Here is a 26,348-nt window from a genome sequence, read left to right as displayed (position 1 = left end):
TTGAAACCCGCGATGCGCTGGCATCGCGGGTTTTTGCTTGTCAGGCCGAGCGGGCGAGAACCGCGAGCAGCAGCAGTGCGACGATGTTGGTGATCTTGATCGCCGGATTGACCGCCGGGCCCGCCGTATCCTTGTAGGGATCGCCGACGGTATCGCCGGTCACCGAGGCCATATGGGCATCCGAGCCCTTCATGTGCCGCACGCCGTCCTTGTCGACGAAACCATCCTCGAACGATTTCTTGGCATTGTCCCAGGCGCCACCGCCCGAGGTCATCGAGATGGCGACGAAAAGGCCGTTGATGATGACGCCGAGCAGCGACGCACCCAGCGCCGCGAAGGCCGAGGCCTTGGAGCCCGATATCAGCAGCACCCCGAAATAGACGACAATCGGCGCAAGTACCGGCAGCAGCGAGGGAACGATCATTTCGCGGATCGCCGCTTTGGTCAGGATGTCGACTGCGCGGCCATAGTCCGGCCGTTCGGTGCCCAGCATGATGCCCGGCTTGTCGCGGAACTGCCGGCGGACCTCCTCGACAATGGCACCCGCCGCCCGACCGACCGCTGTCATGGCGATACCGCCGAACAGGTAGGGAATCAGCCCGCCGAACAGCAGGCCTGCGACAACGTAGGGATTGGCGAGGTCGAAGGATATGGCCTCCATGTTGGCGAAGTAGGGAAACAGATCGCCGTGCGCGGCAAAATATTTCAGGTCGTTGGAATAGGCAGCAAACAGCACCAGCGCGCCGAGACCGGCGGAGCCGATCGCATAGCCCTTGGTGACCGCCTTGGTGGTGTTGCCGACCGCATCGAGCGCATCGGTCGATTTGCGCACTTCCGGCGGCAGGTGGGCCATCTCGGCGATGCCGCCGGCGTTGTCTGTCACCGGCCCGAAGGCGTCGAGCGCGACGATCATGCCGGCAAGCCCGAGCATTGCGGTCACCGCGATCCCGGTGCCGAACAGGCCACCGAGTTGGTAGGTGGCCAGGATGCCACCGATGATTACAATGGCCGGCAGCGCCGTCGATTCGAGCGAGACAGCCAAACCCTGGATGACATTCGTGCCGTGGCCGGTAACCGACGCTTGGGCGATCGAGACAACCGGGCGCTTACCGGTCGCCGTGTAGTATTCGGTGATGACGACGATCAGAGCGGTCACCAGCAGGCCGACCAGGCCGCAGTAGAACAGGTTGAGCCCGGTGACATCGACGCCGCCGACGGCGCCAATCGAGCCCCAGCCGATGGTCACCGAAGTTGCGACCGCCAGCCCGACGATCGACAGAAGGCCGGTCGCGACCAGCCCCTTGTAGAGCGCACCCATGATCGAACCGTTCGGTCCGAGCTTGACGAAAAACGTACCGATGATCGATGTGATGATGCAGGTACCGCAGATTGCCAGCGGATAGACCATGGCCACCGGCAGGATGGCGGTGCCGGCAAAGAAGATCGAGGCCAGCACCATGGTGGCGACGACGGAGACGGCGTAGGTTTCGAACAGGTCGGCCGCCATGCCGGCGCAATCGCCGACGTTGTCGCCGACGTTATCGGCAATCGTCGCCGGATTGCGCGGGTCGTCCTCCGGAATACCGGCCTCGACCTTGCCGACCAGATCACCGCCGACATCGGCGCCCTTGGTGAAGATACCGCCGCCGAGGCGGGCGAAGATCGAGATCAGCGAGGCGCCGAAGCCCAATGCCACCAGCGCATCGACGACGTCGCGCGAGCCTGGGTCATGACCGAGGATGCCGGTGAGGACGCCGTAATAGACGGAGACGCCGAGCAGCGCGAGACCGGCCACCAGCATGCCGGTGATGGCGCCGGACTTGAAGGCGATATCGAGACCCGCCGACAGGCTGACGGACGAGGCCTGGGCCGTGCGGACATTGGCGCGCACCGAGACATGCATGCCGATGAAACCGGCAGCGCCCGAGAGCACCGCGCCGATCAGGAAGCCGATGGCAGCCTCCGCCGACAGCAGCCACCAGGCGGCGAAGAAGACAACGAGGCCGACGATGGCAATGGTTTTATACTGGCGCGTCAGATAGGCCTGCGCGCCTTCGCGGATATAGCCGGCGATTTCCTGCATGCGGGCATTGCCCTGGTCGGCCGAGAGCACCGACCGCGTGGCCCAGGCCGCATAGAGTAGAGACAGCGCGCCGCAGACGACGACGCCAAACAGTATAAGCATACGATCTTTCCTCCCAAAAAGCCGGCGCTTGTCTCCCCCCGGCCAGAAACGACATCGGCGGCCATCCTCCTCCAAGGGTGGCGGCCTCTGCGGAAGGCGAGATTGCGTGTGGGACAAGGCGGCGTCAAGACAGCCGGCAGGCAAAAAGACCCGTCGGCTCAAAACTATGGTCGGAAAGGGAAAGAAGGCCAAAGATGCTGCCGTCGTAGCTCATTCGGCATTGCTGGAAGCGAAAAAGAGGTCGCGTACTGGTGTTGTCGATGGGCGGACGACGATAATCCGCCCGACTCAGTCTTGCCTATTTCTTCGTTTCGACACGCACCTGCTTGGCGATGCGGTCGAGCACGGCGTTGACGAGCTTCGGCTCATCGTCGCTGAAGAAGGCCTGGGCGATTTCGACATATTCGGTGACGATAACCGCGACCGGCACGTCCTTGCGATCGACGATCTCGAAGGTGCCGGCGCGAAGAATGGCGCGGACGGTGCTGTCGAGGCGCGACAGGGCCCAGTCGTCCTGCAGGGCCTGGCCGATCAAGGGGTCTAGATGCGTTTGCTCGCGCACCACGCCCGAGACGATCGAGCGGAACCAGGCGGCGTCGGCCTTCAGGTAGGTTTCGCCGTCGACTTCCTGGCCAAGGCGATGGGTCTCGTATTCAGCCACGACTTCAAGCACGCCGCTGCCGCCGATATCCATCTGGTAAAGCGCCTGCACGGCAGCCAGACGGGCCGCGCCCCGCTGGTTGGCAGTCTTGACCGGGCGTTCGGTTTCCTCGTTGCTCATCGCTCAGGCACCCAGCTTTTGCTTGACTGATATCATCGTCAGCGCAGCGCGGGCGGCAAAGCCACCCTTGTCCTTGTCGCTGCGACGGGCGCGGCTCCAGGCCTGCTCGTCATTCTCGACCGTCAGGATGCCATTGCCGATGGCCAGCGACTCGCTGACGGACAGATCCATCAGCGCGCGGGAGGATTCGTTGGAAACGATGTCGAAATGATAGGTTTCGCCGCGGATGACCATGCCGAGGGCAACGAAGCCGTCATAGACCGTGCCGCCATTGTCGGCGCCATCGAGGGCCATGGCGATCGTCGCCGGGATTTCGAGGGCACCGGGGACGGTGATGATGTCGTAGGTCGCACCGGCTTCTTCGAGCGCTGTCTTGGCCCCGTCGAGAAGCGCATCGGCCATATCGTCATAGAAGCGGGCTTCGATAATCAGAATATGCGCATTGGATGAACTGGACATACGACACCTGGATCTGGGAGTTGGCGCGAACGCCTGATATGGCGGGCGTCAAACCATGCCGTATCGCCGTTGGCAAGTGTTTTTCGGTCGTGGTCGGCCAATTGCGGCCTTCACAAGGCCGCAGAACAGGACTTCCCGCCTCCGTCGGGGTCGGCTAGGCTGGCCGCAGCAAGGGAGTGACCGATGACAGACAGAGACAGGGTTGTCGTCAGCCTCGACGCGCTGCAGCGCGACGACTGGCAGCAGGGAGAATTTTTCGGCGGCAGCGACGTATCGTTCGGCGCCATGATCGGGCTCAGCCAGCTGGGCCTCAGCTACAATATCGTGCAACCCGGAAAATCCGGCTGCCCGTTCCACAACCACCATGTCGAGGACGAGGCCTTCATCATCCTGTCGGGCAGTGGCGACTACCGCTTCGGCGATCGCCGCATGAAGGTCAAGGCCGGGGATGTCCTCGGCGCACCCGCAGGCGGGCCGGAGACGGCGCACCAGTTGATCAACACCGGCGACGCGCCGCTCGTCTATGTCGCCCTGTCGACGATGGCGAAGACGGAGATCTGCGAATATCCGGATTCCGGGAAGTTCATGGCCAAGACGCGGGTCGGCGCTGAAATGGTCAAGCGCTTCAGCTTTGTCGGACGGGAGGACAGCGCCGTCGATTACTGGAGCGGGGAGCCCGGCGCGTGAGCGGACAAGCGCCGGCCGACGCCATCCCGACTGTTATAACCGAGCGCCTGATCCTGCGTCCGCATCGCGTCGCCGACTTCGAGGCCTGTGCGGCCCTCTGGGCCGATCCCGAGGTCGTGCGGTTCATCGGCGGCGTCCCGTCGACGCGCGAACAGAGCTGGGGACGGCTGCTGCGCTACAGCGGCAGCTGGCACATGCTCGGCTTCGGTTTCTGGGCTATGGAGGAGCGGCTGAGTGGCACCTTCATCGGCGAGGCAGGGTTCCTCGAAGGCCGCCGGGCGATGACGCCGTCGATCGAGGGGACGCTGGAAACGGGCTGGGTGCTGAGCCCGTCCGCCCAGGGCAAGGGCTATGCCACGGAGGCCCTGGCGGCGATGATCGGCTGGGGCGAACTGCATTTTCCGGACCGAAGGATGACCTGCATCATTGCCACCGAGCACCTGGCATCGCTGCGCGTGGCGGCGAGGCTCGGGTTCGAGGCGGTGATGAAAACGATCTACCTCAATTCGGAAGTCATGCTGCTCGAGCGCCCTGCCCGCGGCTGAAGGCCGCGCCTCAGCGGCCGGCCGGCAGCATCCGCCGCAGAACGCCATCGCGCAGCCAATAATGATGGCCGAGTGCTGCGACCGCATGGCCGAAGGCGAGGATGATGATCGTCCAACCAGCATAATTGTGCAGCCAGCCGAACCAGTGCGACAGGTCCTTGTTTGTTTCCAGCGGGTTGGGGATCGAAAACAGGCCGAAGAACATGAAGGGCTCACCCTGGGTCCAGCGGAAGATATAGCCGAGCACGACCTGCGCGGCGAGCAGCAGGTACAACAGGTGATGGAGGCTTTTCGACAGGATACGCTGGAGACCCGTCTCCAGCGCGGCGAGCTTGCGCCCACCCGTGCTGCGCCAGAATATCCGGACGACGAACACCACGGAAAACAGGATGCCCATCGAGATATGCACGGACTGCAGCGTCTTGCGCAGCGGCGTGCCCCTCGGCAGGTCGTCCCACACATAGGCGGACGCGAACAGGGCGATGACCAGCAACGCGGAGAGCCAGTGCAGACAGATCGTCCAGCGATCGTAGCGGGGACTGACGTCGGCGGGCCGAGGCGACATGACTTCGATGGACATTGGGAGTTCCTGCTGCTTCGTGAATGCTGGGCGATGCCCCATGCAATCCACGCACTCGAGGCAGACCTGTCGTGCCTCGGTTTCCAGCGGCCTGCATTGAGGCCGCGCAAGCTCCGACTATCGCCCTTTCCTGACGCCAGGGTTAAAGCGAAGAAACGATCGGGCAATTTCGGCTGGACAGATGACGTTCGGCAGGGACGCTGGCTGCGCGTCAACCCGCCTGCGCAGCGGGAAATTCGGCCAGCCGTGCTGCATAGCGGGCCATCGTGTCGACTTCGAAATTGACGAAATCGCCGGCCTTGCGCTCGCCCCAGGTGGTGACCTCAAGCGTGTGGCGGATCAGAAGCACGTCGAAGTCGGTGCCAGCGACGGCGTTGACGGTAAGCGAGGTGCCATCGAGCGCGATCGAGCCCTTCGGCGCCACGAATTTCGCCAGATGCTCGGGCGCGCGCAGCCGATAGCGGGTGGCGTCGCCCTCTTCCGTGACCGACAGGATCTCGGCCTTGCCGTCGATATGACCAGACACGATGTGGCCGCCGAGTTCGTCGCCGATCTTCAGCGAGCGCTCGAGGTTGATGTGCGTTCCGGCTGTCCAGGTGCCGATCGTGGTCAGGCGCAGTGCTTCTTCCCAGGCCTCGACCTCGAACCAGCGGTCGTTGCTGCCGCTTTCCGGCAGGCCGGTCACCGTCAGGCAGATGCCGGAATGGGAGATCGACGCGCCCATGGCGATGGTTTCGGGATCATAGACGGTGGCAACGCGCAGCTTGATGCCTTCCTTCATCGGCGAGACGGTTTCGACAGTGCCGATATCGGTGACAATTCCGGTGAACATCAGACGTCTCTTTCGTAGGTGTCGCAGCGGTCGCGCCCAAAGTGTGCGGTGCTGATAAGTTTGAACGTGGCAGGGATATTGGTGCTTGTCACGGGCGATGCAAGACCACCCGCACCGATCGAGATCGGTGCCTGGAACAACAGGATGCGATCGACGAGCCCGGCATCGAGGAAGCTGCGGGCGGTTCGGGCGCCGCCTTCGACCAGCAGCGAGGAAATACCACGACCGCCCAGCGTCGACAGCAGGGTCGCGAGGTCGGCGGGGTCCTGTTCGAGCACCTCGATGCCGAGGGCCCGGAGCGCGGCGGATTTCTCTCCATGCGGGAGACCGACGTCGATCACCGGCACATCCCGCGCGGTCATCGCCAGTTTGGAGCCAAGCGGCAATTCCAGCCGGCGGTCGAGCACGACACGGATCGGCGAGCGCTGTTCCAGCCCAGGCTCCCGGCACGTCAGCAGCGGATCGTCGGCGATGGCAGTGCCGATGCCGACAAGAATGGCGTCGCTCTCGGCCCGCAGTTGCTGCACTTCAGCCCTGGCTTCGGCACCGGTAATTGCCACCTGCCCGTCGCCCAATCTGCCGATCATGCCATCGGCGGAAACGGCAATCTTTAGCGTGACATGGGGGCGTCCCTGCGTCTGGCGCATGAGATAGCCGGCCAGCGACCGGGCGCCCTCCTTCTCGAGCACGCCGGTATCAACGGTAATCCCGCCGGCGCGCAGCATGGCCAGCCCGCGGCCGGCGACGCGCGCATCGGGATCGGTGACGCTGACGACGACGCGGCCGACGCCCGCCGCGATCAGCGCATTGGCGCAGGGCGGCGTGCGGCCGTAATGGGAACAGGGTTCGAGCGTCACGTAGGCGGTGGCGCCGCGCGCTGCCTCACCGGCTTCGGCGAGCGCCTGTGGCTCGGCATGCGGGCGACCGCCAATGGCGGTTACGGCGCTGCCGACGACGGCACCGTCCCGGACGATGACGCAGCCGACAGACGGATTGGTGCTGGTCTGGCCGAGATGACGGCGCGCGACGGCGATGGCCTGCGCCATGAACCCTTCGTCATCGACAGTGACCGCTGTCATCGCTCAGCCGTCCAGCGGATCGCGGGCGATCTTGGCGTTGATCTCGGCAATGACCTTCTCAAAATCCTCGGCATGGGAAAAATCCCGATAGACGGAGGCGTAGCGGACGAAGGCGACATCATCCAACGTCTTCAGTGCTTCCAGAACCTGAAGCCCGATCTGCTCTGAACTGATCTCGGTCTCACCGGAGCTTTCCAGCCGACGGACGATGCCCGAGACGGCCCGTTCGATGCGGTCGCGGTCTACGGGACGCTTGCGCAGGGCGATCTCGAAAGAGCGCACCAGCTTGTTGCGATCGAACAGCACCTTGCGCCCGGTCTTCTTGGTGACCATGAGTTCGCGCAGTTGCACGCGCTCGAAAGTCGTGAACCGACCGCCGCATTCAGGACAGATGCGCCGCCGGCGGATGGAGGTGTTATCCTCCGCCGGACGCGAATCCTTCACCTGGGTGTCTTCCGTCCCGCAATATGGGCAGCGCATTTAAATCCCTCAGCCGATGTAGTCGTACATCGGGAAGCGATTGGTCAGGTTCAAGACCTTTTCACGCACGGCGGCTTCGACGGCGGCATTGCCTTCGTCGGAGTTGGCGACCTTCAGGCCATCGAGGACTTCGATGATGACGTTGCCGATTTCCTTGAACTCGGCTTCCTTGAAGCCGCGCGTCGTGCCGGCCGGTGTGCCCAGGCGAACGCCCGAGGTGACGAAGGGCTTTTCAGGGTCGAAGGGAATGCCGTTCTTGTTGCAGGTGATGTAGGCGCGGCCGAGCGCCGCCTCGGCGCGCTTGCCGGTGGCATTCTTCTTGCGCAGGTCGACGAGCAGCAGGTGGTTGTCCGTGCCGCCGGAGACGACGTCGACACCGCCGGCCATCAGCGTTTCGGCCAACGTCTTGGCGTTCTTCACGACCTGGGCGGCATATTCCTTGAATTCCGGCTTCAGCGCTTCGCCGAAGGCCACGGCCTTGGCGGCGATGACGTGCATCAGCGGGCCGCCCTGGAGACCTGGGAAGACGGCCGAGTTGAACTTCTTGGCCAGACCCTCGTCATTGGTGAGGATCATGCCACCGCGCGGGCCGCGCAGCGACTTGTGGGTCGTGGTCGTGGCGACGTGGCAATGGGGGAACGGCGACGGATGCTGGCCACCGGCAACGAGGCCGGCGATGTGGGCCATGTCGACCATCAGGTAGGCGCCGACGCTATCGGCGATCTCGCGGAAACGCTTCCAGTCCCAGGTGCGCGAATAGGCGGTGCCGCCGGCGATGATCAGCTTCGGCTTGGTTTCCTCGGCCTTGCGGGCGACTTCTTCCATGTCGAGCAGGTTGTCGCCTTCGCGCACGCCGTAGGAAACGACGTTGAACCACTTGCCGGACATGTTGACGGGCGAACCGTGCGTCAGGTGACCGCCCGAATTGAGATCGAGGCCCATGAAGGTGTCGCCCGGCTGCAGCAGCGCCAGGAAGACGGCCTGGTTCATCTGGCTGCCCGAATTCGGCTGGACGTTGGCAAACTCGACACCGAACAGCTGCTTGGCGCGCGAGATGGCCAGTTCCTCGGCGATATCAACGAACTGGCAGCCGCCGTAGTAGCGCTTGCCCGGATATCCCTCGGCATACTTGTTGGTCATGATCGAGCCCTGCGCTTCCAATACGGCGCGCGAGACGATGTTCTCGGAGGCGATCAGCTCGATCTCGTGTCGCTGACGACCCAGTTCCTTGGTGATCGCGCCGAAGATTTCAGGATCGGCCTCGGCAAGCGGGCGATTGAAGAAGGGTTCGGTTGAAGGATTGGTCATCGTCAAATCTCCGGATCTGGAATGCATGACGTCTTAGCGTTGCGACTGTGCGAGGGCAAGACGATCCGCGACATTTGCTGGGCCAACCGCGGTGTGGGGGGCTCGAAAACACGAAAGCCGCGCAGAAGGCGCGGCTTTCGATAACTATCCGGTGGCTGGGTTTACTGAACCGGCTTTTCCATGCCCTGCGTCGTGTCCAGCGCCAGCTGGGCATTTCCGTCGAGCTGATAGATGTCGTCGCGGAACTGCACGACGCCATTGCCGGCACCCCAGGCGGAGATGTAGGCGAAATAGACCGGGATTTCCTCGGGCAGCTTGATCGGCGTGTTGACGCGGCTGGCGATGACGCTCTCGATATGCTGGCGCGGCCAACCCGGCGTCTCGCCAAGCAGCCAGACGACGAGGTCGCGTACGTTCTGGACGCGAACGCAGCCGGAGCTGTCAAAGCGCATCAGCTTATTGAACAGGCCCTGCTCCGGCGTGTCGTGCATGTATTCGTTGTTCGGGTTGTAGAAGTTGATCTTCGCGGATGCCATGGCGTTGTTCTTGCCCGGGTCCTGGCGGAACATCAGGTTCGGTGCCTTGTCGGCATTCCAGTCGACCGACTCAGGCGCCACTTCGGTGCCCTTGGGGTCGAACAGGCGGATGTTGTTCTTGGCAAGGTAGGTGGGATCCTTGCGCATGATCGGCATGATGTCTTTTTCGACGATCGAGCGCGGCGAGGTCCAGTAGGGATTGAGGATGACCTCGAAGATCTTCGAATTGATGATGTGGGTCGGGCGCGCCATGCGGCCGACGATCGCCATGTGGCGCAATGCCACCTGGCCGTCCTGCACCGCCTCGACATAGGTCGCCGGAATATTGACCATCACGTGGCGGCGACCGAGATCGGCCGGGAAGGTCTGCAGGCGGATGAGGTTCGTGTTCAACTGCTGCAGGCGGACGTTGGCCGTCACGTTCAACGCCTTGACCGTGTACTCGCCGAGGCGACCATCGGCGGGAAGGCCGTGACGGGCCTGGAAGCGCTTGACCGCACCGTCGACATAGGAGTCGAACGCAGGCGACATGCCGGCTTCGCGTGGCAGATCGCCTGTGATCGCGAGGCGCTGGCGGAGGGTTTCCACCATCGGGTCCGTGACGCCGAGCTGCAACTTGCTGTCGCCGACATTGATCTGCGGCCAGCCGCCGTTCGAAGCGATTGCCTGATACTGCGAGATGGCCTGCTGGATGTTGGCAACCGAATCAGGGCTCAGGATCGGCGTGTTCGACACCATCGCAGCCGCCGTGCGGGAGGCAGATTTTGCGTCGAACTGATCGTCCCAGGACCCACGGCTCGGTGCATTGATAATATCATCGAGCGCCGACTGCGCGAAAACCGGCCCAGCTGCGGCGATGGCGCCGACGGTTGCTGCAGATCGCAGGAAGGCGCGGCGCGAGAAGTCTACAATTCCGTTTTTCTTCGACATAACCCTACCATTCAACGCCGGCGACGATGATCGTCCGCGGCCATAACCGAAAGCCCTCGGCAATTCACGAACCTAACGCCCGAACGCGCTAACCGTTGCGCCGACGCCAGTTAAAAACAGGGGTGTGGCAATCACAATGTTGCGAGGCAAACGCCCTGCAAACCAAAGGATCCCAGCGACCCCGCGCGCGCTTTTTCAGCATTTCCGCTGTCATACCAATATGGCCGATTCGTGTCGCCCAGCAGGGATCTTGGCCGTAGCCAAGCCGGACCTTCGGGCGCCCCGTCGATGCAGTCGTGGGTTCGCTTTGACGAACATCCGTCTGGACCTGCTCATAATGTATGCGCTGGGGTCGTCAATCAGGAAAATCGTCCGTCATGGTTGCACTGCAAACAAGGTTGCCTCCGTGGCAGAAAATCCACAGGGTGCCGGTAATTGAATATGCTCATACCCGGTCTGTTTCCTCTTGAGATCAGCCCTGTAAAAGCGAATCGACATAGGTCGATCCTAGCCAAATGAACGCCTGTCCGATCTGCAGCTGGACCAAACACCAAACGGAGAACCCCATGGCCGAAGAAGAGATGATCGCGACGGAAGAAGGCATGGTCGATTTCGACTCCGGGCAAGGCGAAGCCGCGACCGTCGAGATGGACGACTACACCCGCAGCCTGGCCCAGGCGAAGGCGAAATCGGTCAAGCTGATCGACGCGATCACCGGGGCGGCGCTGAAGAAGAAAGATGCCGTTCACTTCGACGACCTCCGGCCGTCGCTGGCGGAGTTCGTCCGGCAAAAACATCCGGGCATTCGGTCCGACGATTATCTCAGTCGCAAGGTGATGGACGAGTATCGTGGGCAGTATATCGCCGAACTGCTCAAGGACGAGCGCGGCGAACTGTCGACCCTGGAAGACGAAGTGGTCGAGAGCCTGAAGACCCACGACACGCTGGCCGAAAACATCGAAGAAGATTACGAGGACCACCGCTCGATCGGCGACCGCATGTCGGACGTGGTCGCGTCGTTTGGCGGCAGCTGGACCTTCATCATCTCCTTCTGCGCCTTCCTGGGCATCTGGATGGTCATCAACATCATCATGGGCGCAACGGCCGCCTTCGATGCCTACCCCTTCATCCTCTTAAATCTCATCCTGTCGACCATCGCCGCCCTGCAGGCGCCCGTAATCATGATGAGCCAGCGTCGGCAGGAGGCCAAGGACCGGCTGCGGGCCTTGAACGACTACAAGGTCAACCTGAAGGCGGAACTGGAAATTCGTCATCTGCACGAAAAGGTCGATCACCTGCTCAATCGGCAGTGGGAGCGACTGACGGAAATTCAGCAGATCCAGATCGAGATGATGCTCGAGCAGGCGAAGGCCGCAGGTCGAGCCCTGAAGGTCAGCAAGGCCACCAAGGCAAAGACGGTGCGCAAGAAGGCTGCGCCCAAGAAGGTCATTGCCCCGTTACCGCCGGAAGGCCTTGTCGAATAAGGCGGTAACTGCAAAGCACATCGCCGACGCCGGCGTAGGCAGTCGCATCCGATCACGGGATGTTGAGAACAAGCAGCGGTAAAGGCGCCTCCCTGCCGTTCAGACAGTCTTGAAGACCTGAAACCAAGCGCCAGATACCGTTAGCAAGGCAACGGGCGTTGCAACAGCCTTCACCTCGTGTCCCGGCTTCGGCCAGCGGCGCGAGCGATCCGCGACATTCGTATCGATCCGAGGAACGTATTCGGGCGAACCGAAGTTAAGGGGCTGGAGCGCGTTGCTCCCTTCCAACCAACGACCAGGAGATCCATCATGAAATGGCACGCACCGAAGTTCATCGAAGTCAGCTGCGGCATGGAAATCAACCGTTACGCACCGGCTGACGGCAGCGAACCGATCCTGTTCTAGGTTCGGCAAGCGGAGCACGGGTTTGACAATCATGCACTTTCTCGTGCTCGGGACGGCCGCCGGCGGCGGATTGCCGCAATGGAATTGCGGCTGTGACAATTGCAGGATGGCCCGGGTCGAAGGATCCGGACTTTCTCCCCAGACCCAGTCGTCGATTGCCGTCAGTGTAGACGGCGAGAACTGGGCTATCCTCAATGCCTCTCCGGATATCCGCCAGCAGATCGGCGACAACCGCCAGCTTCACCCGCGCGCGCTACGCCATTCGCCCATCCGCAGCGTGGTCGTCACCAATGGCGATATCGACCATATTTCCGGCCTGCTGGTGCTGCGCGAGAAGCAGGCTTTCGAGCTTTTCATGACCGAGGCGCTGGCCGCGATCATCGAGGACAATCCGGTCTTCGACGCGCTCGACCCAGCGTTCGTGGCGCGACGGACCATCGCCTTGGACAGCGCCTTCCCGTTGCTGCCGGGGCTCGACGCAAAGCTCTTCGCAGTGCCTGGAAAGGTGCCGCTGTTTCTCGAGGGCGCCGAACCCGAGATCGGCATCGAGGGCGAGCAGACCATCGGCATCGAGCTGACCGCCGGCGATCGCCGAGCCTATTACATACCGGGCTGCGCCGCCCTCACCGAGACGCTTTCGGCGCGTATAGACGGCGCCGATCTGCTGCTCTTCGATGGAACGCTGTTTACCGATGACGAGATGCTGGTGAGCGGCACCGGCCAAAAGACAGGCAGGCGCATGGGGCACATGCCGATCGACGGCGCCGGCGGCAGCCTCGAGGCGCTGTCCAGCCTGTCGATAAAGCGCAAGATCTATGTCCACATCAACAACACCAATCCGATCTGGCGACAAGGCCCGGCCCGCGACAAGGTCTTCAATGCGGGTTTCGAGGTCGGCCATGACGGCATGGAGATCAGCCTTGCCCGAGACCCCTGACAGACAGACATTCGAGAGCCGCCTGCGGGCGATCGGCGCCGAGCGCTATCATGACAAGCACCCCTTCCACGTGATGCTGCATGGCGGCGAGTGCAGCCTGACGCAGGTGCGGGCCTGGGTGATCAACCGCTACTATTACCAGAGCCGCATCCCGATGAAGGATGCGGCCTTCATGTCGCGGTCGGAGGATCCCGATCTGCGCCGCGCCTGGCGCCGGCGGATCGAGGATCACGACGGCGGCGTCGAAGAAGGCGGCGGCATCCGCCGCTGGCTGAAGCTCGCCGAAGCCGTCGGGCTCGATCCGGATTATGTCGCCTCGACCAGGGGCGTGCTGGCCGGCACCCGCTTTGCCGTCGACGCCTATGTGCATTTCGTACGCGATAAGCCCATGCTCGAAGCCGTCGCCTCGTCGCTGACCGAGATGTTCGCGCCGAAAATCCATGCCGACCGCATTGCCGGGCTATTGAAGCATTACGCCTTCGCCGACGACCGGGCGCTCGCCTATTTCCGCCAGCGCTTGAACGAGGCACCCGAGGAGGTCGAGTTCGGTCTCGGCTATGTGCTTGACCATGCCGACACGCTGGAGAAGCAGGACGCGGCCGCCGCAGCTCTGACCTTCAAGACCGATGTCCTCTGGTCGCAGCTCGACGCCCTCTTCTCAGCTTATGTGACGCCGGGGCGCATTCCGCCGGGCGGTTGGGATGGCCGCGAGGCGGTCACCCGCTTCCTGCCCGACGACGACATCCCGAAAGGACCGAACCCATGAGCGAACAGCAGACCGTGACCATTACCGGCGCAACGATCATCAAGCTGCCGCGCGGCGTGCGTCTTCATGAGGACCCGGTCCGCAAGCAGATGGTGCTGCTGGCGCCGGAGCGGGCACTGGCGCTGGATGAAATCGCGGTGACGATCGTGCGCGCCCTCGACGGCGTGCGCAGCCTCGACGCCATCGCCGAGGCATTTGCGCTCGACTTCGGCGCGCCGAAGGATGAGATCCTTGCGGACATCGTCACCTTCGCGCAGGAGTTCGCCAACCGCCGGATGCTGGAGATCGTCAAGTGAACGTCATCGTCAAGACGGAAGCGCGGATGGCGGAAGCCCGCCGCATCGCCGCGCCGCCGCCCATGGCGCTACTGGCGGAGCTCACGCACCGCTGCCCCCTCGCCTGTCCCTATTGCTCCAATCCGCTTGAACTGGTGCGGGCCAATGCCGAGCTTTCCACCGAGCAATGGATCGAGATCTTTCGCCAGGCCGCGGCCATGGGCGTGCTGCACCTGCACCTGTCTGGCGGCGAGCCGGCGTCGCGCCGCGACCTCGTCGAACTGACGCGGGCCGCTGCAGGCTTCGGTCTCTATACCAACCTCATCACCTCGGGCGTCGGGCTGAACGAGGCGCGAATAGCCGAACTCGCCGACGCCGGGCTCGATCACCTGCAACTGTCGATCCAGGGCGTCACGCCTGAAAAGGCCGACCATGTCGGCGGCTACAAGGGCGGCTATGCGCGGAAAATGGCTGTCGCCGAATGGACGCGGGCGGCGGGTATTCCGCTTACCGTCAATGCCGTCTGCCACAAGCAGAACATGGAGGAGATCGGCGCGATGCTCGATCTCGCCATTGCGCTGGGCGCTCGGCGGATCGAAATCGCCACCGTGCAGTTCCACGGCTGGGCGGATCGCAACCGGCAGGCGCTGATGCCGACGCTGGAACAGGTCGAGGAAACCAACGCCTTCGTCGAGGCAGCCCGCAAGCGGCTGGAAGGCACGCTTGTCATAGACTATGTGCCCGCCGATCACCATGCGCGCTTTCCAAAAGCCTGCATGGGCGGCTGGGCACGCATCGGGCTCAACGTCACGCCGTCGGGCAAGGTTCTGCCCTGCCACGCGGCCGAGACCATCGTCGGCCTGGCATTCGACAATGCGACGGAACGTCCGCTTGAGGAGATCTGGTACGACGGCGCTGCCTTCAACGCCTATCGCGGCGATGACTGGATGCAGGAACCCTGCCGCTCCTGCGACCGCAAGCACATCGATTTCGGCGGCTGCCGCTGCCAGGCCATGGCCCTTGCCGGCGACCCCGCCGCCACCGACCCGGTCTGCGTATTCTCGCCGCTGCGGAAAGGGCTTACCGCGCAGGCCATGGCCGACTCGCTGGCGGTACCGCCGTCGTTTGTCTATCGCGGACGATAGGTGGCGCATCCACTGACCGTCGCTGATTGCCAACAATACTCGTTGCCGCACTGGTCGCAGCAATCCAGCCATCTTGCGGCTTGACACTCCGTCCGTCGTCATCCTCGGGCTTGTCCCGAGGATCTGCAAGCGGTTAAAATCGCTGGCGCAGTAGATCCTCGGCACAAGGCCGAGGATGACGGAGACTGCGTTGTGTCGGCGGAGCGCCGGCGCGCGTGTTGCACCAGCGTCAACCATGTCACGGAATGATGCGCGCATCCCGCAGTCGGGTGAACAGATCCGTAAAACTGTCGTCTGTCGCCTGGTAGTCCAGGAAGCCGAGCTTGCGACTTTTGCCCATGTCGGTCATGACCTCGATGGGACGGCCGAGGTCGGCGTCGGTGTGCCAGGCGGAGGCGAGCTTGCCGATATCAGCTTCGGCGAGACTGTTCTTGGTTGCGATCTCGGCCCAGATCGGCCCGGCATCGGCGAGCTGGCCTTCCAGCGGCGTCGTCTCCGATGGCAGCGGCTGCGGCTCGATGTCGAACCAGGCGGCAATGCGCTGCCACATCCAGCTCCAACGGAAGACATCGCCGTTGACGACGTTGAAATCATGATTCCTGGCCGCATCCGTGGTCGACGCCCATTCCAGATGGCGGGCGAGCAGTCGCGCGTCGGTAACGTCCGACAGGCCGTTCCACTGCATCGGCGAGCCTGGGAAGATGAAGGGGCGACCGGTCGCCTTGCAGATCGAGGCGTAGACGGCGAGCGTCACGCCCATGTTCATGGCATTGCCGAGCGCATAGCCAATGATCGTGTGCGGACGGTGGACGCTCCAAGAGAAGCCATCGGTTTTGGCGGCGGCAAAGACCTCGTCTTCCTGGGCATAGTAGAAATTATCGACATCCAGGCGGCCCTGCTCCTCTCGAAACGGGGTCGCCGGCAGCACGCCCTTGCCATAGGCCTCGAAGGGACCGAGATAATGCTTGAGGCCGGTGACCAGCGCCACGTGCTCGACCGACTGGTGCGGCCGCAGCGCATCCAGAAGGTTCTTCACCATCGCGCCGTTGACGCGAATATTTTCCGCTTCCGTCGCCTGGCGCGACCAGGTGCTGAAGAAGACGTGGGTCGGCTTGACGTCGCGCAGCGCCGCGGCGAGGCTGTCGGGCTCGAGCAGGTTTGCTGCGATCGGACGTAGGGCGGCGATGTCGCTGGCCGGATTGCGGGCAAGGCCAGAGACCTCGAAACCCTTTTCAATGAGGTGGCGGGCGAGATTGTTGCCGACGATGCCAGTGGCGCCGATGATGAGGGCTGATTTCGTCATGGGGAAACTCCTTTGCAAGGAGCAGGAAATAGGCAAGGCATGCCGCCTCTGCTAGAAGGCACCGTTCAGTGCCATAGTCACCAGGAGGTACCCATGAAAGCCGAGATCGAGACGCATGAAGAGGACTGTGCGCCGCGCCGGGTGCTGGAACTTTTCAGCGTCAAATGGACGAGCATGGTGCTGCATGCGCTGCACACCCTGCACGGCGGCACCTGCCGGACCGGCATCCTGCAGCGAAGCCTCCCGGGTATCAGCAAGAAGATGCTGACCCAGACCTTACGGGAAATGGAACGCGACGGGCTGGTGACGCGCCAGGTCTTCGATGTCGTGCCGCCGCGCGTCGAATACAGCCTGACGCCGCTTGGCGTCGAATTCGTCGAGCCGATCGAGATGCTCTATGCATGGGGCAAATCCCATGCGGCGGCCTTGGACCAACTGGGATCAAGGCCGACATCGCGGCGGCGCGGCTAGCTGCGGGAATGGCTCGAAGGCACGTAACGACAGAGAAAAACGCCATCCGTCACGAATTCGTCGCGAAATCGACCGCTTGGGCGTAACGCTTGTATCTACTGACACCGCTTACTGCTAGCACCAGCGCAACCCGTATTGGAGCTATCATGACCCTGGACGAAAAATACCTGATCATCGTCAACGCTTTCCAGAACAACCGCTTCGGCGCCTCGCCGACCTCGACCCGCGGCGCTGTCCTCAATCATTCGAAGAAGCATGGCCTCGAAGGCGAAGACTATGCCGAGGCACTATTGTCCGCCATCGCTGCCGGCCTCGTTGCGCCGATGGCAGATTCGGCCCTGACCATCCGCAATGCCGGCCGCGCGCTGATGACCAAGATCAGCCGCTAACCGGCTTTCAGTCCTTAAGTGCCGCGCGACAACGCAAGCGGGCGCAACCGTGCGTCTTCTGCACCGTCGCGCCCTTCAGGCACCAGCTGGAGGTCTCCGCCGGGTTATCTGGGATAACGGCCCGGCAGAATTTGCAGATGGCACATGATCTGTCCGGGCGTGGGATAGCATTGTTTTTATTGCATTTCTGTGACGATTGTGCAGTGCAGCAGGGAACGCAGCGTTTGGGATTGGCGAACAATTTGGCAAAATGACGGGCAATTGCCCGATTACCGGCCGTCAAATACGTCAATCGGTCTTTTCACCGGTCGGTGACTTCAATCGACTTCAACTGCCAGCCGGCGCTCGAGCTTCTTTTTCGCAGCGTCAAGTATGGCAACGAAACCGACGGCATTTGTCGCGGTTTCCATCGCTTCGTTCAACATTACAGCTACCTCGTCGTGATGCTCGGCCGTCACCGCCAGATCGGCCTTCAGTCGGGCGACTTCATCGGACTGTCTGCTGATCGTATCCAACAGATCCTGCTGACGATCCGCGATGGAATTGTATTCGCTAAGCGGCACCCAGCCCAGCCACTTCATCAATCCCACGGCTAACCCCCTTGTGTTGTATCGCTTAACTACCGTTCACCTCCGAATAAACAAGGTTGTGAGGGGAGACGCCACGGCTACCTCTGTTTCGTCCACGATTCCCCGCAGGCCCGACGCAAACGGGCGCGACCATGCGTTACCGCACGATCGCGCCGTCAAGCACCAACTGGAGGTCTCGGTCGGGCCATCTGGGATAACGGCCCTAGCGAATTTTACAGGCGGTACATGATGCTATCGTTCCAGAAGCGGTCGAGGCGCTGCAGGAGCTTGTTCATCTGGGTGAATTCGTCGGTGCCGATCCCGCCGACCTTGTCGATCGAGCCGATGTGGCGCTCGTAGAGCTTGGCGACGGTTTCCGCGATGTCCTGGCCGCTGTCGGTCAGGCTGATGCGGACCGAGCGACGGTCGATGCGCGAGCGCTGGTGATTGATGAAGCCGAGGTCGACCAGCTTCTTAACGTTATAGGAAACGTTCGAGCCCAGATAATAGCCGCGTGAGCGAAGTTCGCCGGCGGTCAGTTCCGAGTTGCCGATGTTGAAGAGCAGCAGTGCCTGGATGGCGTTGACGTCGCTGCGGCCCTGGCGGTCGAACTCGTCCTTGATGACATCGAGGAGACGGCGGTGGAGACGCTCGACCAGATGCAGCGATTCCATGTAGAGATCGCGGATGGCTTCGACCTTCTGGTCCTGGGCGGGAGACACGGCCTGCGGCTTGATTTTCGTGTTCATGATGACTGCCTCACTGTTTTGTTTGGCGGTGTTGGTTTTCTTCCCGCCTTGAGACAGACACTATCGAATACACATAAAATTCTACTTAAACTGCAGGCTTAACAGCACCTTACCAAAAGACAGATGTGTCTCAGGGTAAATCAACCATTACACTTTCGCGGCGGTGGCGCTTCTCCAGGTGAAGGAGGACGCGAAAGATGCAGTAGAGAATGGCGACGCCGGCATTGAGGATCATGATCAGCGGATTGCTACCGAAGACCTGTGGCCAGACCCCATACATCAGCGCCTGGCCGCCGGCCGCGCAAAGCCAGATGACCGGCCCCCAGGATACCGTCAGCCAGAGCCCGAGGGCGGCGACGGGGAAAACGACGGCAAGTCCCGCCCCCGCCACCTTCCAGGGCAGGTTAAGGAGATCGAAGCGGGCCTTCCCTTCCAGCGAATAGCCGACCAGCATCGACCAGTACTGAAGGCCGAACCACAGGCAGGAAATGGCGATCAGCCGCAGGAAGACGATGAACAGGATGTCCAGCAGGCTGCGCTTCGGGATGGCGGAAGAATCATGTTTCATGGGCAAATCATAGGGGGGCAATCCTCGCCTCGCCAGCGGCTTGATGGCTGCGGCCTTTCGTCTGGTTTTGTTTCATGGCGGCGGCATGCTAACAAGCGCGGCATGCACCTATAGAGACAAAGGACGACTGACATGTCGGACAAGACCCATCTGGTCGATCAAATTACCAGCCACCGGCGCATGCGTCGCAATCGCAAGGCGGACTGGACGCGCCGCATGGTGCAGGAGAACCGGGTGACGGTCGACGACCTGATCTGGCCGATCTTCCTCATTCCCGGCACGGGCATCGTCGATCCGATCAAGGCCATGCCGGGGGTCAACAGGATGACCGTCGACAAGGCCGTGGAAGCCGCCAAGATGGCGGCCGATCTCGGCATCCCGGCGCTGGCGACCTTTCCCGATGTCGAGATGGCGCTGCGCGACCAGACCGGCTCGGAGAGCCTCAACGCCAACAACCTGATCAACCGCGCCACGTCAGCCATCAAGAAGGCGGTGCCCAACATCGGTGTCATCACCGACGTGGCGCTCGACCCCTTCACCAGCCATGGCCATGACGGCATCCTGCGCGATGGCGAGATCGTCAATGACGAGACGGTCGACCAGATCGTTGCGGCCGCAATCCTGCAGGCCGATGCCGGCGCCGATATCATCTCCCCCTCTGAAATGATGGACGGTCGCATCGGTGCCATAAGGCGCGGGCTCGATGCGCATGGGCACCAGATGGTCGGCATCATGTCCTATGCGACGAAGTTCGCTTCCGCCTTCTATGGGCCCTACCGCGAGGCAATCAATACCGGCGGGCTGCTGAAGGGCGACAAGAAGAGCTATTACGTCGATCCTGCCAACGGCACCGAAGCGGTTCGGGAGGCAGCCATGGACGTCGAGGAAGGCGCCGACATGCTGATGGTCAAGCCGGGCCTGCCCTATCTCGATATCTGTTGGCGGCTGAAGGAGGCCTTCGGCCTGCCGACCTATGCCTACCAGGTGTCTGGCGAGTATTCGCAGATCAAGGCGGCGGCGATGAACGGCTGGATCGACGGCGACCGCGCCATGATGGAAACCTTGCTGGCCTTCAAGCGCGCCGGCTGCGACGGCATCCTGACGTATTTTGCGGTCGACGTGGCCAAAGCGCTGGCCAAGGGCTAAGCGTGGTGTGAGTGTGGGCTGGGGAGTGTTGCGAGGGCACGGTTGCGGGTCCGCAGCTGTTGGCTGCGCTGCTGTTGGCTGGCATGCTTTTTACTCCATTGGCGACTTTGTTCCTGGCGCGCCACCCTCCTCCCCTCACCATCGCTCTTGTGGCGGGATCCAGTGCGCCGCGTCTGCGGGGCCGGAGACCACTTCGCGACACATGCTGTCCTCTTGCCGCGCAGACGCGCGACGGCTGGATGCCTCTGACAGGCGCAGGCATGAGGGATGGGGTGAGTCCCGGCCCATCGACAAATATGCCGTGAGGGCGTCAACACCACGGACATAGGTTTTGGCAGGCCGCCTCCTTGACGCAAGCACCGCCTCTCGCCCTCGCTCTTGCGATTTTCCCGCGTCCACACCATATTTTCGGGGACGCCAACTTGGAGCACGATGATGTCGCTGAACCCCAGCCCAATTCCCGCCGTACAGGACGACTGGCGCACCTATAGCGGCGTGCTCAGCTGTCGCGTGTTCGCCTTCATCCTCGACTATTTCATCGTTGCCCTCCTGTGCATCCCAGCCGGCATCGTGCTGTTCTTCGTCTCCGTGGCCACGCTGGGGCTCTTCTTCTTTCTCTACCCGCCGCTCTTCGTCATCGTTGCGGGACTTTACTTCGGCATGACGGTCGGCGGACCAGCGCAGGCGTCGCTCGGCATGCGCTCCGTCGGCATCGCGATGCGCCGCATTGACGGTCAACGTATCGATTTCATGACGGCCATCGTCCATCTCGTCCTGTTCTGGATCCTCAATTCGGTGCTGACGCCGCTGGTGCTGCTGGTCGGGCTTTTCACCGACCGCAGTCGACTGCTGCATGATTTGCTGATCGGAACCGTGACTGTACGGACGGTCTGAACACAATCCGGCTAAGTTTGCGACAAAAATCACCGCTTGTTTGAAAGAAGCGACAAAACAACCCGACCGGGTTGCGCGATGCTGTTGACGTTTCGCATTCTTTCGCCATGCTTATCAGCGAGTGATTGTTTTTGACGACGGACGAGAGGTCGATTTACGGTTGATGAACACGCAGACAACGCCATCTCCGCAGTTCTATCTGACCGCTCCGGCTGCCTGCCCCTATCTGCCGCATGAGATGGAGCGGAAGGTGTTCACGCATCTGGTCGGCGCGCGTGCGGCGGAGATGAACGATATCCTGACCCAAGGCGGCTTTCGCCGCTCGCAGAACATCGCCTATCGTCCCGCCTGCGAGGCCTGCCGCGCCTGTGTTTCCGTCCGCATACTTGCGCAGGAGTTCGAGCCGACCCGCTCGATGAACCGTGTGCTGGCGGCCAATAGCGACGTGATCGCAACGGAATTTCCCGCCCAGCCTTCCAGCGAGCAATATTCGTTGTTTCGCCGCTACCTCGACGATCGCCATCAACAGGGCGGCATGTCGGACATGACTGTCCTCGACTATGCGATCATGGTCGAAGATACGCACGTCAACACGCGCATCATCGAATATCGTCGCCGCGAGGAAGGCTCTGGCCTGCAGGAGCGTCCGACCGGGGAACTGCTGGCTGCAGCCCTCAGCGACGTGATGAGCGACGGGCTTTCGATGGTCTACTCCTATTACAACCCGAACCTCGACAAGCGTTCGCTCGGAACATTCATGATCCTCGATCATATTCGCCGCGCGCAGATGCTTGGGCTGCCGCACGTCTATCTCGGCTACTGGGTCAAGGGATCGCGCAAGATGGACTACAAGACCCGCTACCAGCCGCAAGAACACCTGACGCCACGGGGCTGGGAACGCTTCGCCGCGCCGGAACTCGACGGCAAAGCGGGCTGAATGGGAATTGCTGCATTATCTGACCACGGCAAAGGCCTTTTGCTGACGACCATCGGAGGGCTGGCGCTCTCGATGGACATTCCGCTTATCAGAATGTCGGAAGGCGAAGCCTGGTCGATCCTCGGCTTGCGCAATGTCGTGACTCTCGGCGTTGCCATCCTCCTCCTCCTTCTCCTCAGGGCAGCCGGGCGTCCATGGCGCCAGCTGCTGCCGGGCTGGATCGGCTTGTGGGTGGGTCTGTTCTACGGCATTGGCACCGTCACCTTCATCCTTGCCGTCTACTATACCAGCGCTGCCAACGTCGTTTTCATCCTCGCCTTCAATCCTATGTTCACGGCCCTGCTCTCCTGGCTCGTTTCCGGGCAACGACCATCCAACGCCACAATCCTCACAATGCTGGCCATGGTCGTGGGGGTTGGGCTGATCGTTGGCGATGGCATTGATGCCGGCCACTGGTTCGGCGACCTGCTGTCTGCCATCTCGGCACTGGCGACCGCCTGTGCCATTACCATCGGCAGAGGTTCTCGGCGCGGCATGGGCTTCATGCCGCTGCTCGCAACCGTTATCCCGGCGGCGCTCGGGCTTTCCCACGTCCTGCCGACTGGCTTCGTCGTTGATCACCCTTTCTGGATCATACTGGATGGCGCCTTGATGATGCCGCTTGCCTTCTGGTGCCTGGCGACCGGACCCCGATACCTCTCCGGCCCGGAAGTCGCGATGTTCTATCTCCTCGAAACGATCCTGGCGCCGGTGTGGATCTGGATGATCTTCGCCGAGACGCCGCGCCAGATGACGCTCCTTGGCGGCTTCATCATGACGGTGGCGCTGGCCGGCCATTCGCTCTGGCAGGCTCGGACCAACGGACGAAAGGTGGCGTTGGCGGAGTGATGGCATGCCGTTAAGCGCTAAGCCGGCCGATGTTATAACTCCGCTGTAACAATGGAGTGATGAGCATGAAGGTAACCATCCGCAAGATCGGCAATTCCGAAGGCGTTATCATCCCGAAGGAAGTTTTGGAGAAGCTAGGCCTTAGAAGCGGCGATACGCTTGAGCTGCGTGAAGTCGACAACGGCCTTGAGTTGCTGCATCAAAAGGCAGACTTGGCGGAGCAGTTGAAGGCTGCACGCATCGGCATGCAGAAATATCGCGTCGCGCTGCGCGAGCTGGCAAAATGAGCGATCCGAAATGGCTTACGCGCCAAGCTATCGAGATCATTCATAGCGAGCAACTGGCCGAGCACGGCGGACTTCCCGGCCTCAAGGACGAGAACGCCCTGGAGGAGGCACTGGCTCGCCCCCTACACAAAGCAGCCTACGGCGAGGAGGATCTGTTCGTACTGGCGGCCGCCTACCTTTATGGCCTGACCCGAAACCACCCGTTCTCGGATGGAAAAAAGCGGACCGGTTTCCTGGCAGCGTTCACATTTCTCTACATCAACGGATATCTGATCGACGCCGAGGAAGTCATGATCATCGAATTCGTCCTCGCCGTCGCCGCCGGCGAAATCGACGAGGAAGGCGCGACACGCTTCCTGCGCGACATGAGCGTGTCGCTGCCGGAGTAAATCCGGCAGGCCACCTCGCTTAACCTGAGAACTTGCCGCTTCTTGGGAAGCCCTTCGGCACGGCGCGGCCGGCAGCGCCCCGGTCGCCAAGCCATTCGATCAGATCGTCCTTGGACTTGGAGAAGCTGCGGCCTGCGCTGTCGGCCCAGGTCAGGCCGTCGGCGAGATTGAAGCCGCGCACATCCGATATGCCGCCATCCTTGTAGCGCTGCAGGCGAACGCCCTTGCCGCGCGACATTTCCGGGACCTGCGCCAGCGGGAAGACGACCATCTTGCGGTTCTCGCCGACCACCGCCAGATGATCGCCCTTGATCGGAACCAGCAGCTTGGTCTCGGCCGGCATCGCGACGTTCATGATCTGCTTGCCCTTGCGGGTATTGGCGGTCATGTCCGCTTCAGGAACGATGAAACCGTTGCCGTCGGTCGAGACGATCAGCAGCTTGCGCGATGGATCGTGGATGAAGGCCGTCAGCACGTCCTGATCGTTTTCCATCTCGACGATCAGCCGCAGCGGCTCGCCATGGCCGCGCCCGCCGGGCAGTTTGTCGGCGCCGAGCGTATAGGCCTTGCCGCCGGTCGTCACGATCAGCAGCTTGTCGGTCGTCTGGGCCGGGAACGCCAGGCGGAGCGCGTCTCCCTCCTTGAAGGTCAGCGACGACGTATCGGCAATATGACCCTTGAGCGCGCGGATCCAGCCCTTTTCCGAGATGACGACGGTGACCGGCTCCTTCTCGATCATCGCCTGCTGGATGGCTTCGAGATCGGCCTCCGGCGCGTCGGCGAATACCGTCCGGCGGGCACCGAGCTTGGTGGCCTTGGCGTATTTCTTGCGGACCTCGCCGATTTCCCAGGCAATCGTCGCCCAAAGTTTTTCGTCGGAGGCAAGCAGTGCCTCTATCTCGGCCTTCTCCTTCGACAGGGCGTCGAACTCCGAGCGAATCTCGAATTCTTCCAGCTTGCGCAGATTGCGCAGCCGCATGTTGAGAATGGCTTCGGCCTGGATATCGGTGACGCCGAACCGGGCGATCAGCGCGGGCTTCGGCTCATCCTCCTCGCGGATGATCTTGATCACCTCGTCGAGATTGAGATAGGCGATCAGCAAGCCGCCGAGGATTTCGAGGCGCCGGTCGATGGCCGCCAGGCGGAACTTCGAGCGCCGGATCAGCACGTCCTTGCGGTGGGCGAGCCATTCGAGCAGCACTTCGTTCAGCGCCATGACCCGCGGAATGCGGCCCATGGACAGGACGTTCATGTTGAGCGGAATGCGATTTTCCAGCTCGGACAGCTTGAAAACCGATTCCATCAGGATCGTCGGATCGACGGTGCGGCTCTTCGGCACCAGGATCAGCCGCACATCCTCGGCCGATTCATCGCGGACGTCTTCCAGCAGTGGCAGGCGGCGGGCATTCAACAGCTCGGCAAGCTTTTCGATCAGGCGCGACTTCTGCACCTGGAAGGGGATTTCGGTGACGACGATCTGATAGCCGCCGCGGCCGAGGTCCTCGACCGCCCATTTGGCGCGGACACGAAAACCGCCGCGGCCCGTCTTGTAGGCCTCGATGATGCTTTCGCGGCTGTCGATGATGATGCCGCCGGTCGGCAGGTCCGGGCCTTCGATGCCGCCCTTCTCGCGATTGTTCGGATCGGCCATCAGGTCTTCGACTGATGCATCCGGGAATTTGATCAGATGCAGCGCGGCGTCGCAGAGCTCATGGGCATTGTGCGGCGGGATCGAGGTTGCCATGCCGACGGCGATGCCGGATGTGCCGTTGGCCAGAAGGTTCGGGAAGGCGCCCGGCATGACGACCGGCTCGCTGTCTTCCTCGTTGTAGGTCGGACGGAAGTCGACGGCGTCCTGGTCGATGCCTTCGAGAAGCAGCGTCGCCACGTCGGTCATGCGGGCTTCGGTGTATCGATAGGCGGCGGCGCTGTCGCCGTCGATGTTGCCGAAGTTACCCTGGCCGTCGACGATCGGATAGCGCTGCGAGAAATCCTGGGCGAGACGGACGAGCGCGTCATAGACGGACTGGTCGCCATGCGGATGGAACTTACCGATGACGTCGCCGACGATGCGGGCGCTCTTCTTGAACGACGAATTGGCGCGGATGCCCATCTCGCTCATCGCGTGGATGATGCGGCGGTGAACCGGCTTCAGGCCATCGCGCACGTCGGGCAGCGCCCGGTGCATGATCGTCGACAGCGCATAGGCGAGATAACGCTCCTCGAGCGCCGCCTTCAGATCAATTGGCAGAATACTGTCATCGCCCCCGCCAGCAGGCGGCAAAATCTCTTGTCCCATAGGCTTTGCCTAACCGAGAAGCGAAGGTCGGGCAAGGAATGCAGG

Annotated in this window: 30 protein-coding genes; 16 read left to right on the top strand and 14 right to left on the bottom strand. The window is 62.3% G+C overall.

Annotated features, from left to right (window positions below; all coding sequences use genetic code 11):
* Nucleotides 1-40 precede the first annotated feature (40 nt).
* From VH564_RS03915 to ribH, 3 genes are all read right to left on the bottom strand, one after another.
* A complete protein-coding gene (locus tag VH564_RS03915) occupies nt 41-2,185 on the bottom strand; it encodes a sodium-translocating pyrophosphatase (RefSeq protein WP_423338487.1) in 2,145 nt (714 codons plus the stop codon).
* Between the two features lie 298 nt (nt 2,186-2,483).
* Nucleotides 2,484-2,966 carry a transcription antitermination factor NusB gene (gene nusB, locus VH564_RS03910; protein WP_423338486.1) on the bottom strand — a complete coding sequence of 161 codons (483 nt, stop codon included), beginning with the start codon at nt 2,964-2,966 and terminating at the stop codon, nt 2,484-2,486.
* 3 nt (nt 2,967-2,969) lie between these two features.
* The gene (gene ribH, locus VH564_RS03905) at nt 2,970-3,425 is read right to left on the bottom strand and encodes a 6,7-dimethyl-8-ribityllumazine synthase (RefSeq protein ID WP_423338485.1); all 456 of its coding nucleotides are present in this window, start codon (nt 3,423-3,425) and stop codon (nt 2,970-2,972) included.
* A 183-nt stretch (nt 3,426-3,608) separates the two neighbouring features.
* On the opposite strand from ribH, the gene VH564_RS03900 reads away from it, so the two are divergent.
* Nucleotides 3,609-4,112 (top strand): cupin domain-containing protein, encoded by a 504-nt coding sequence (locus VH564_RS03900; RefSeq protein WP_423338484.1) that lies wholly within the window; start codon nt 3,609-3,611, stop codon nt 4,110-4,112.
* Nucleotides 4,109-4,657, top strand: coding sequence for a GNAT family N-acetyltransferase (locus VH564_RS03895; protein WP_423338483.1), 549 nt, complete (start codon nt 4,109-4,111; stop codon nt 4,655-4,657). Before VH564_RS03900 ends, VH564_RS03895 begins: the two co-directional genes overlap by 4 nt.
* Nucleotides 4,658-4,667: 10 nt before the next feature.
* Here the strand turns inward: VH564_RS03895 and VH564_RS03890 are convergent, their stop codons facing one another.
* The 6 genes from VH564_RS03890 to VH564_RS03865 all read right to left on the bottom strand — a co-directional run bounded on the left by VH564_RS03890 (nt 4,668) and on the right by VH564_RS03865 (nt 10,402).
* Nucleotides 4,668-5,237: a cytochrome b gene (locus tag VH564_RS03890; protein WP_423338482.1), complete on the bottom strand. Its 570-nt coding sequence runs from the start codon at nt 5,235-5,237 to the stop codon at nt 4,668-4,670.
* Between the two features lie 211 nt (nt 5,238-5,448).
* Nucleotides 5,449-6,069 carry a riboflavin synthase gene (locus VH564_RS03885; protein ID WP_423338481.1) on the bottom strand — a complete coding sequence of 207 codons (621 nt, stop codon included), beginning with the start codon at nt 6,067-6,069 and terminating at the stop codon, nt 5,449-5,451.
* Nucleotides 6,069-7,148, bottom strand: coding sequence for a bifunctional diaminohydroxyphosphoribosylaminopyrimidine deaminase/5-amino-6-(5-phosphoribosylamino)uracil reductase RibD (gene ribD / locus VH564_RS03880; RefSeq protein ID WP_423338480.1), 1,080 nt, complete (start codon nt 7,146-7,148; stop codon nt 6,069-6,071). Before ribD ends, VH564_RS03885 begins: the two co-directional genes overlap by 1 nt.
* Before the next feature lie 3 nt (nt 7,149-7,151).
* Nucleotides 7,152-7,628 carry a transcriptional regulator NrdR gene (gene nrdR / locus VH564_RS03875; RefSeq protein ID WP_111220512.1) on the bottom strand — a complete coding sequence of 159 codons (477 nt, stop codon included), beginning with the start codon at nt 7,626-7,628 and terminating at the stop codon, nt 7,152-7,154.
* A gap of 9 nt (nt 7,629-7,637) precedes the next feature.
* A complete protein-coding gene (gene glyA / locus VH564_RS03870; protein WP_423338479.1) occupies nt 7,638-8,936 on the bottom strand; it encodes a serine hydroxymethyltransferase in 1,299 nt (432 codons plus the stop codon).
* Between the two features lie 161 nt (nt 8,937-9,097).
* A complete protein-coding gene (locus VH564_RS03865; protein WP_423338478.1) occupies nt 9,098-10,402 on the bottom strand; it encodes a L,D-transpeptidase family protein in 1,305 nt (434 codons plus the stop codon).
* Between the two features lie 566 nt (nt 10,403-10,968).
* Here VH564_RS03865 and VH564_RS03860 point away from each other — a divergent pair.
* From VH564_RS03860 to pqqE, 6 genes are all read left to right on the top strand, one after another.
* Nucleotides 10,969-11,886, top strand: a complete 918-nt coding sequence (locus VH564_RS03860) for a DUF1003 domain-containing protein (protein ID WP_423338477.1) — start codon at nt 10,969-10,971, stop codon at nt 11,884-11,886.
* A gap of 309 nt (nt 11,887-12,195) precedes the next feature.
* Nucleotides 12,196-12,291 (top strand): pyrroloquinoline quinone precursor peptide PqqA, encoded by a 96-nt coding sequence (gene pqqA, locus VH564_RS03855; protein ID WP_423338476.1) that lies wholly within the window; start codon nt 12,196-12,198, stop codon nt 12,289-12,291.
* Nucleotides 12,292-12,322: 31 nt separating this feature from the next.
* On the top strand, nt 12,323-13,228 hold the full coding sequence (gene pqqB, locus VH564_RS03850) for a pyrroloquinoline quinone biosynthesis protein PqqB (RefSeq protein ID WP_423338739.1): 906 nt from the start codon (nt 12,323-12,325) through the stop codon (nt 13,226-13,228).
* Nucleotides 13,191-13,994 (top strand): pyrroloquinoline-quinone synthase PqqC, encoded by an 804-nt coding sequence (gene pqqC / locus VH564_RS03845; RefSeq protein WP_423338475.1) that lies wholly within the window; start codon nt 13,191-13,193, stop codon nt 13,992-13,994. The genes pqqB and pqqC overlap by 38 nt, the downstream gene beginning before the upstream one ends.
* On the top strand, nt 13,991-14,290 hold the full coding sequence (gene pqqD, locus VH564_RS03840) for a pyrroloquinoline quinone biosynthesis peptide chaperone PqqD (RefSeq protein ID WP_423338474.1): 300 nt from the start codon (nt 13,991-13,993) through the stop codon (nt 14,288-14,290). The genes pqqC and pqqD overlap by 4 nt, the downstream gene beginning before the upstream one ends.
* A gap of 5 nt (nt 14,291-14,295) precedes the next feature.
* Entirely contained in the window at nt 14,296-15,414 is a 1,119-nt protein-coding gene (gene pqqE / locus VH564_RS03835) for a pyrroloquinoline quinone biosynthesis protein PqqE (RefSeq protein WP_423338738.1), read from the top strand.
* Nucleotides 15,415-15,652: 238 nt separating this feature from the next.
* Here pqqE and VH564_RS03830 read toward each other — a convergent pair whose 3' ends face one another.
* Nucleotides 15,653-16,717, bottom strand: a complete 1,065-nt coding sequence (locus VH564_RS03830) for an SDR family oxidoreductase (protein ID WP_423338473.1) — start codon at nt 16,715-16,717, stop codon at nt 15,653-15,655.
* A 93-nt stretch (nt 16,718-16,810) separates the two neighbouring features.
* Between VH564_RS03830 and VH564_RS03825 the strand changes: the two genes are divergently transcribed.
* Both VH564_RS03825 and VH564_RS03820 read left to right on the top strand, forming a co-directional pair.
* Nucleotides 16,811-17,188 carry a winged helix-turn-helix transcriptional regulator gene (locus VH564_RS03825; protein ID WP_423338472.1) on the top strand — a complete coding sequence of 126 codons (378 nt, stop codon included), beginning with the start codon at nt 16,811-16,813 and terminating at the stop codon, nt 17,186-17,188.
* Nucleotides 17,189-17,334: 146 nt separating this feature from the next.
* Nucleotides 17,335-17,577, top strand: a complete 243-nt coding sequence (locus VH564_RS03820) for a hypothetical protein (protein ID WP_423338471.1) — start codon at nt 17,335-17,337, stop codon at nt 17,575-17,577.
* A gap of 317 nt (nt 17,578-17,894) precedes the next feature.
* Here VH564_RS03820 and VH564_RS03815 read toward each other — a convergent pair whose 3' ends face one another.
* From VH564_RS03815 to VH564_RS03805, 3 genes are all read right to left on the bottom strand, one after another.
* Entirely contained in the window at nt 17,895-18,167 is a 273-nt protein-coding gene (locus VH564_RS03815; RefSeq protein ID WP_423338470.1) for a hypothetical protein, read from the bottom strand.
* 212 nt (nt 18,168-18,379) lie between these two features.
* Complete coding sequence (ldtR, locus tag VH564_RS03810) at nt 18,380-18,895, bottom strand: transcriptional regulator LdtR (protein ID WP_423338469.1); 516 nt, start codon at nt 18,893-18,895, stop codon at nt 18,380-18,382.
* A 130-nt stretch (nt 18,896-19,025) separates the two neighbouring features.
* Nucleotides 19,026-19,463, bottom strand: a complete 438-nt coding sequence (locus VH564_RS03805) for a DUF6163 family protein (RefSeq protein WP_423338468.1) — start codon at nt 19,461-19,463, stop codon at nt 19,026-19,028.
* 132 nt (nt 19,464-19,595) lie between these two features.
* Between VH564_RS03805 and hemB the strand changes: the two genes are divergently transcribed.
* The 6 genes from hemB to VH564_RS03775 all read left to right on the top strand — a co-directional run bounded on the left by hemB (nt 19,596) and on the right by VH564_RS03775 (nt 24,004).
* A complete protein-coding gene (hemB, locus tag VH564_RS03800; RefSeq protein WP_423338467.1) occupies nt 19,596-20,609 on the top strand; it encodes a porphobilinogen synthase in 1,014 nt (337 codons plus the stop codon).
* 435 nt (nt 20,610-21,044) lie between these two features.
* Nucleotides 21,045-21,503 carry an RDD family protein gene (locus tag VH564_RS03795; RefSeq protein WP_423338466.1) on the top strand — a complete coding sequence of 153 codons (459 nt, stop codon included), beginning with the start codon at nt 21,045-21,047 and terminating at the stop codon, nt 21,501-21,503.
* Nucleotides 21,504-21,666: 163 nt separating this feature from the next.
* Nucleotides 21,667-22,440, top strand: coding sequence for an arginyltransferase (locus tag VH564_RS03790; RefSeq protein WP_423338465.1), 774 nt, complete (start codon nt 21,667-21,669; stop codon nt 22,438-22,440).
* Nucleotides 22,441-23,328, top strand: a complete 888-nt coding sequence (locus tag VH564_RS03785) for a DMT family transporter (protein ID WP_423338464.1) — start codon at nt 22,441-22,443, stop codon at nt 23,326-23,328. It abuts the gene before it with no gap.
* A 65-nt stretch (nt 23,329-23,393) separates the two neighbouring features.
* Nucleotides 23,394-23,615: an AbrB/MazE/SpoVT family DNA-binding domain-containing protein gene (locus tag VH564_RS03780; RefSeq protein WP_423338463.1), complete on the top strand. Its 222-nt coding sequence runs from the start codon at nt 23,394-23,396 to the stop codon at nt 23,613-23,615.
* A complete protein-coding gene (locus VH564_RS03775) occupies nt 23,612-24,004 on the top strand; it encodes a type II toxin-antitoxin system death-on-curing family toxin (protein ID WP_423338462.1) in 393 nt (130 codons plus the stop codon). The genes VH564_RS03780 and VH564_RS03775 overlap by 4 nt, the downstream gene beginning before the upstream one ends.
* A gap of 19 nt (nt 24,005-24,023) precedes the next feature.
* On the opposite strand, the gene parC is transcribed toward VH564_RS03775, so the two are convergent.
* Nucleotides 24,024-26,303, bottom strand: coding sequence for a DNA topoisomerase IV subunit A (gene parC, locus VH564_RS03770; RefSeq protein ID WP_423338461.1), 2,280 nt, complete (start codon nt 26,301-26,303; stop codon nt 24,024-24,026).
* Nucleotides 26,304-26,348 lie beyond the last annotated feature (45 nt).

Origin of the sequence: Rhizobium sp. HT1-10 (genome assembly GCF_049472505.1) — a bacterium.
GTDB lineage: Bacteria > Pseudomonadota > Alphaproteobacteria > Rhizobiales > Rhizobiaceae > Rhizobium.
The sequence above is the reverse complement of the archived record's forward strand: the minus strand, read 5'-3'. Positions and strand labels throughout refer to the sequence as shown.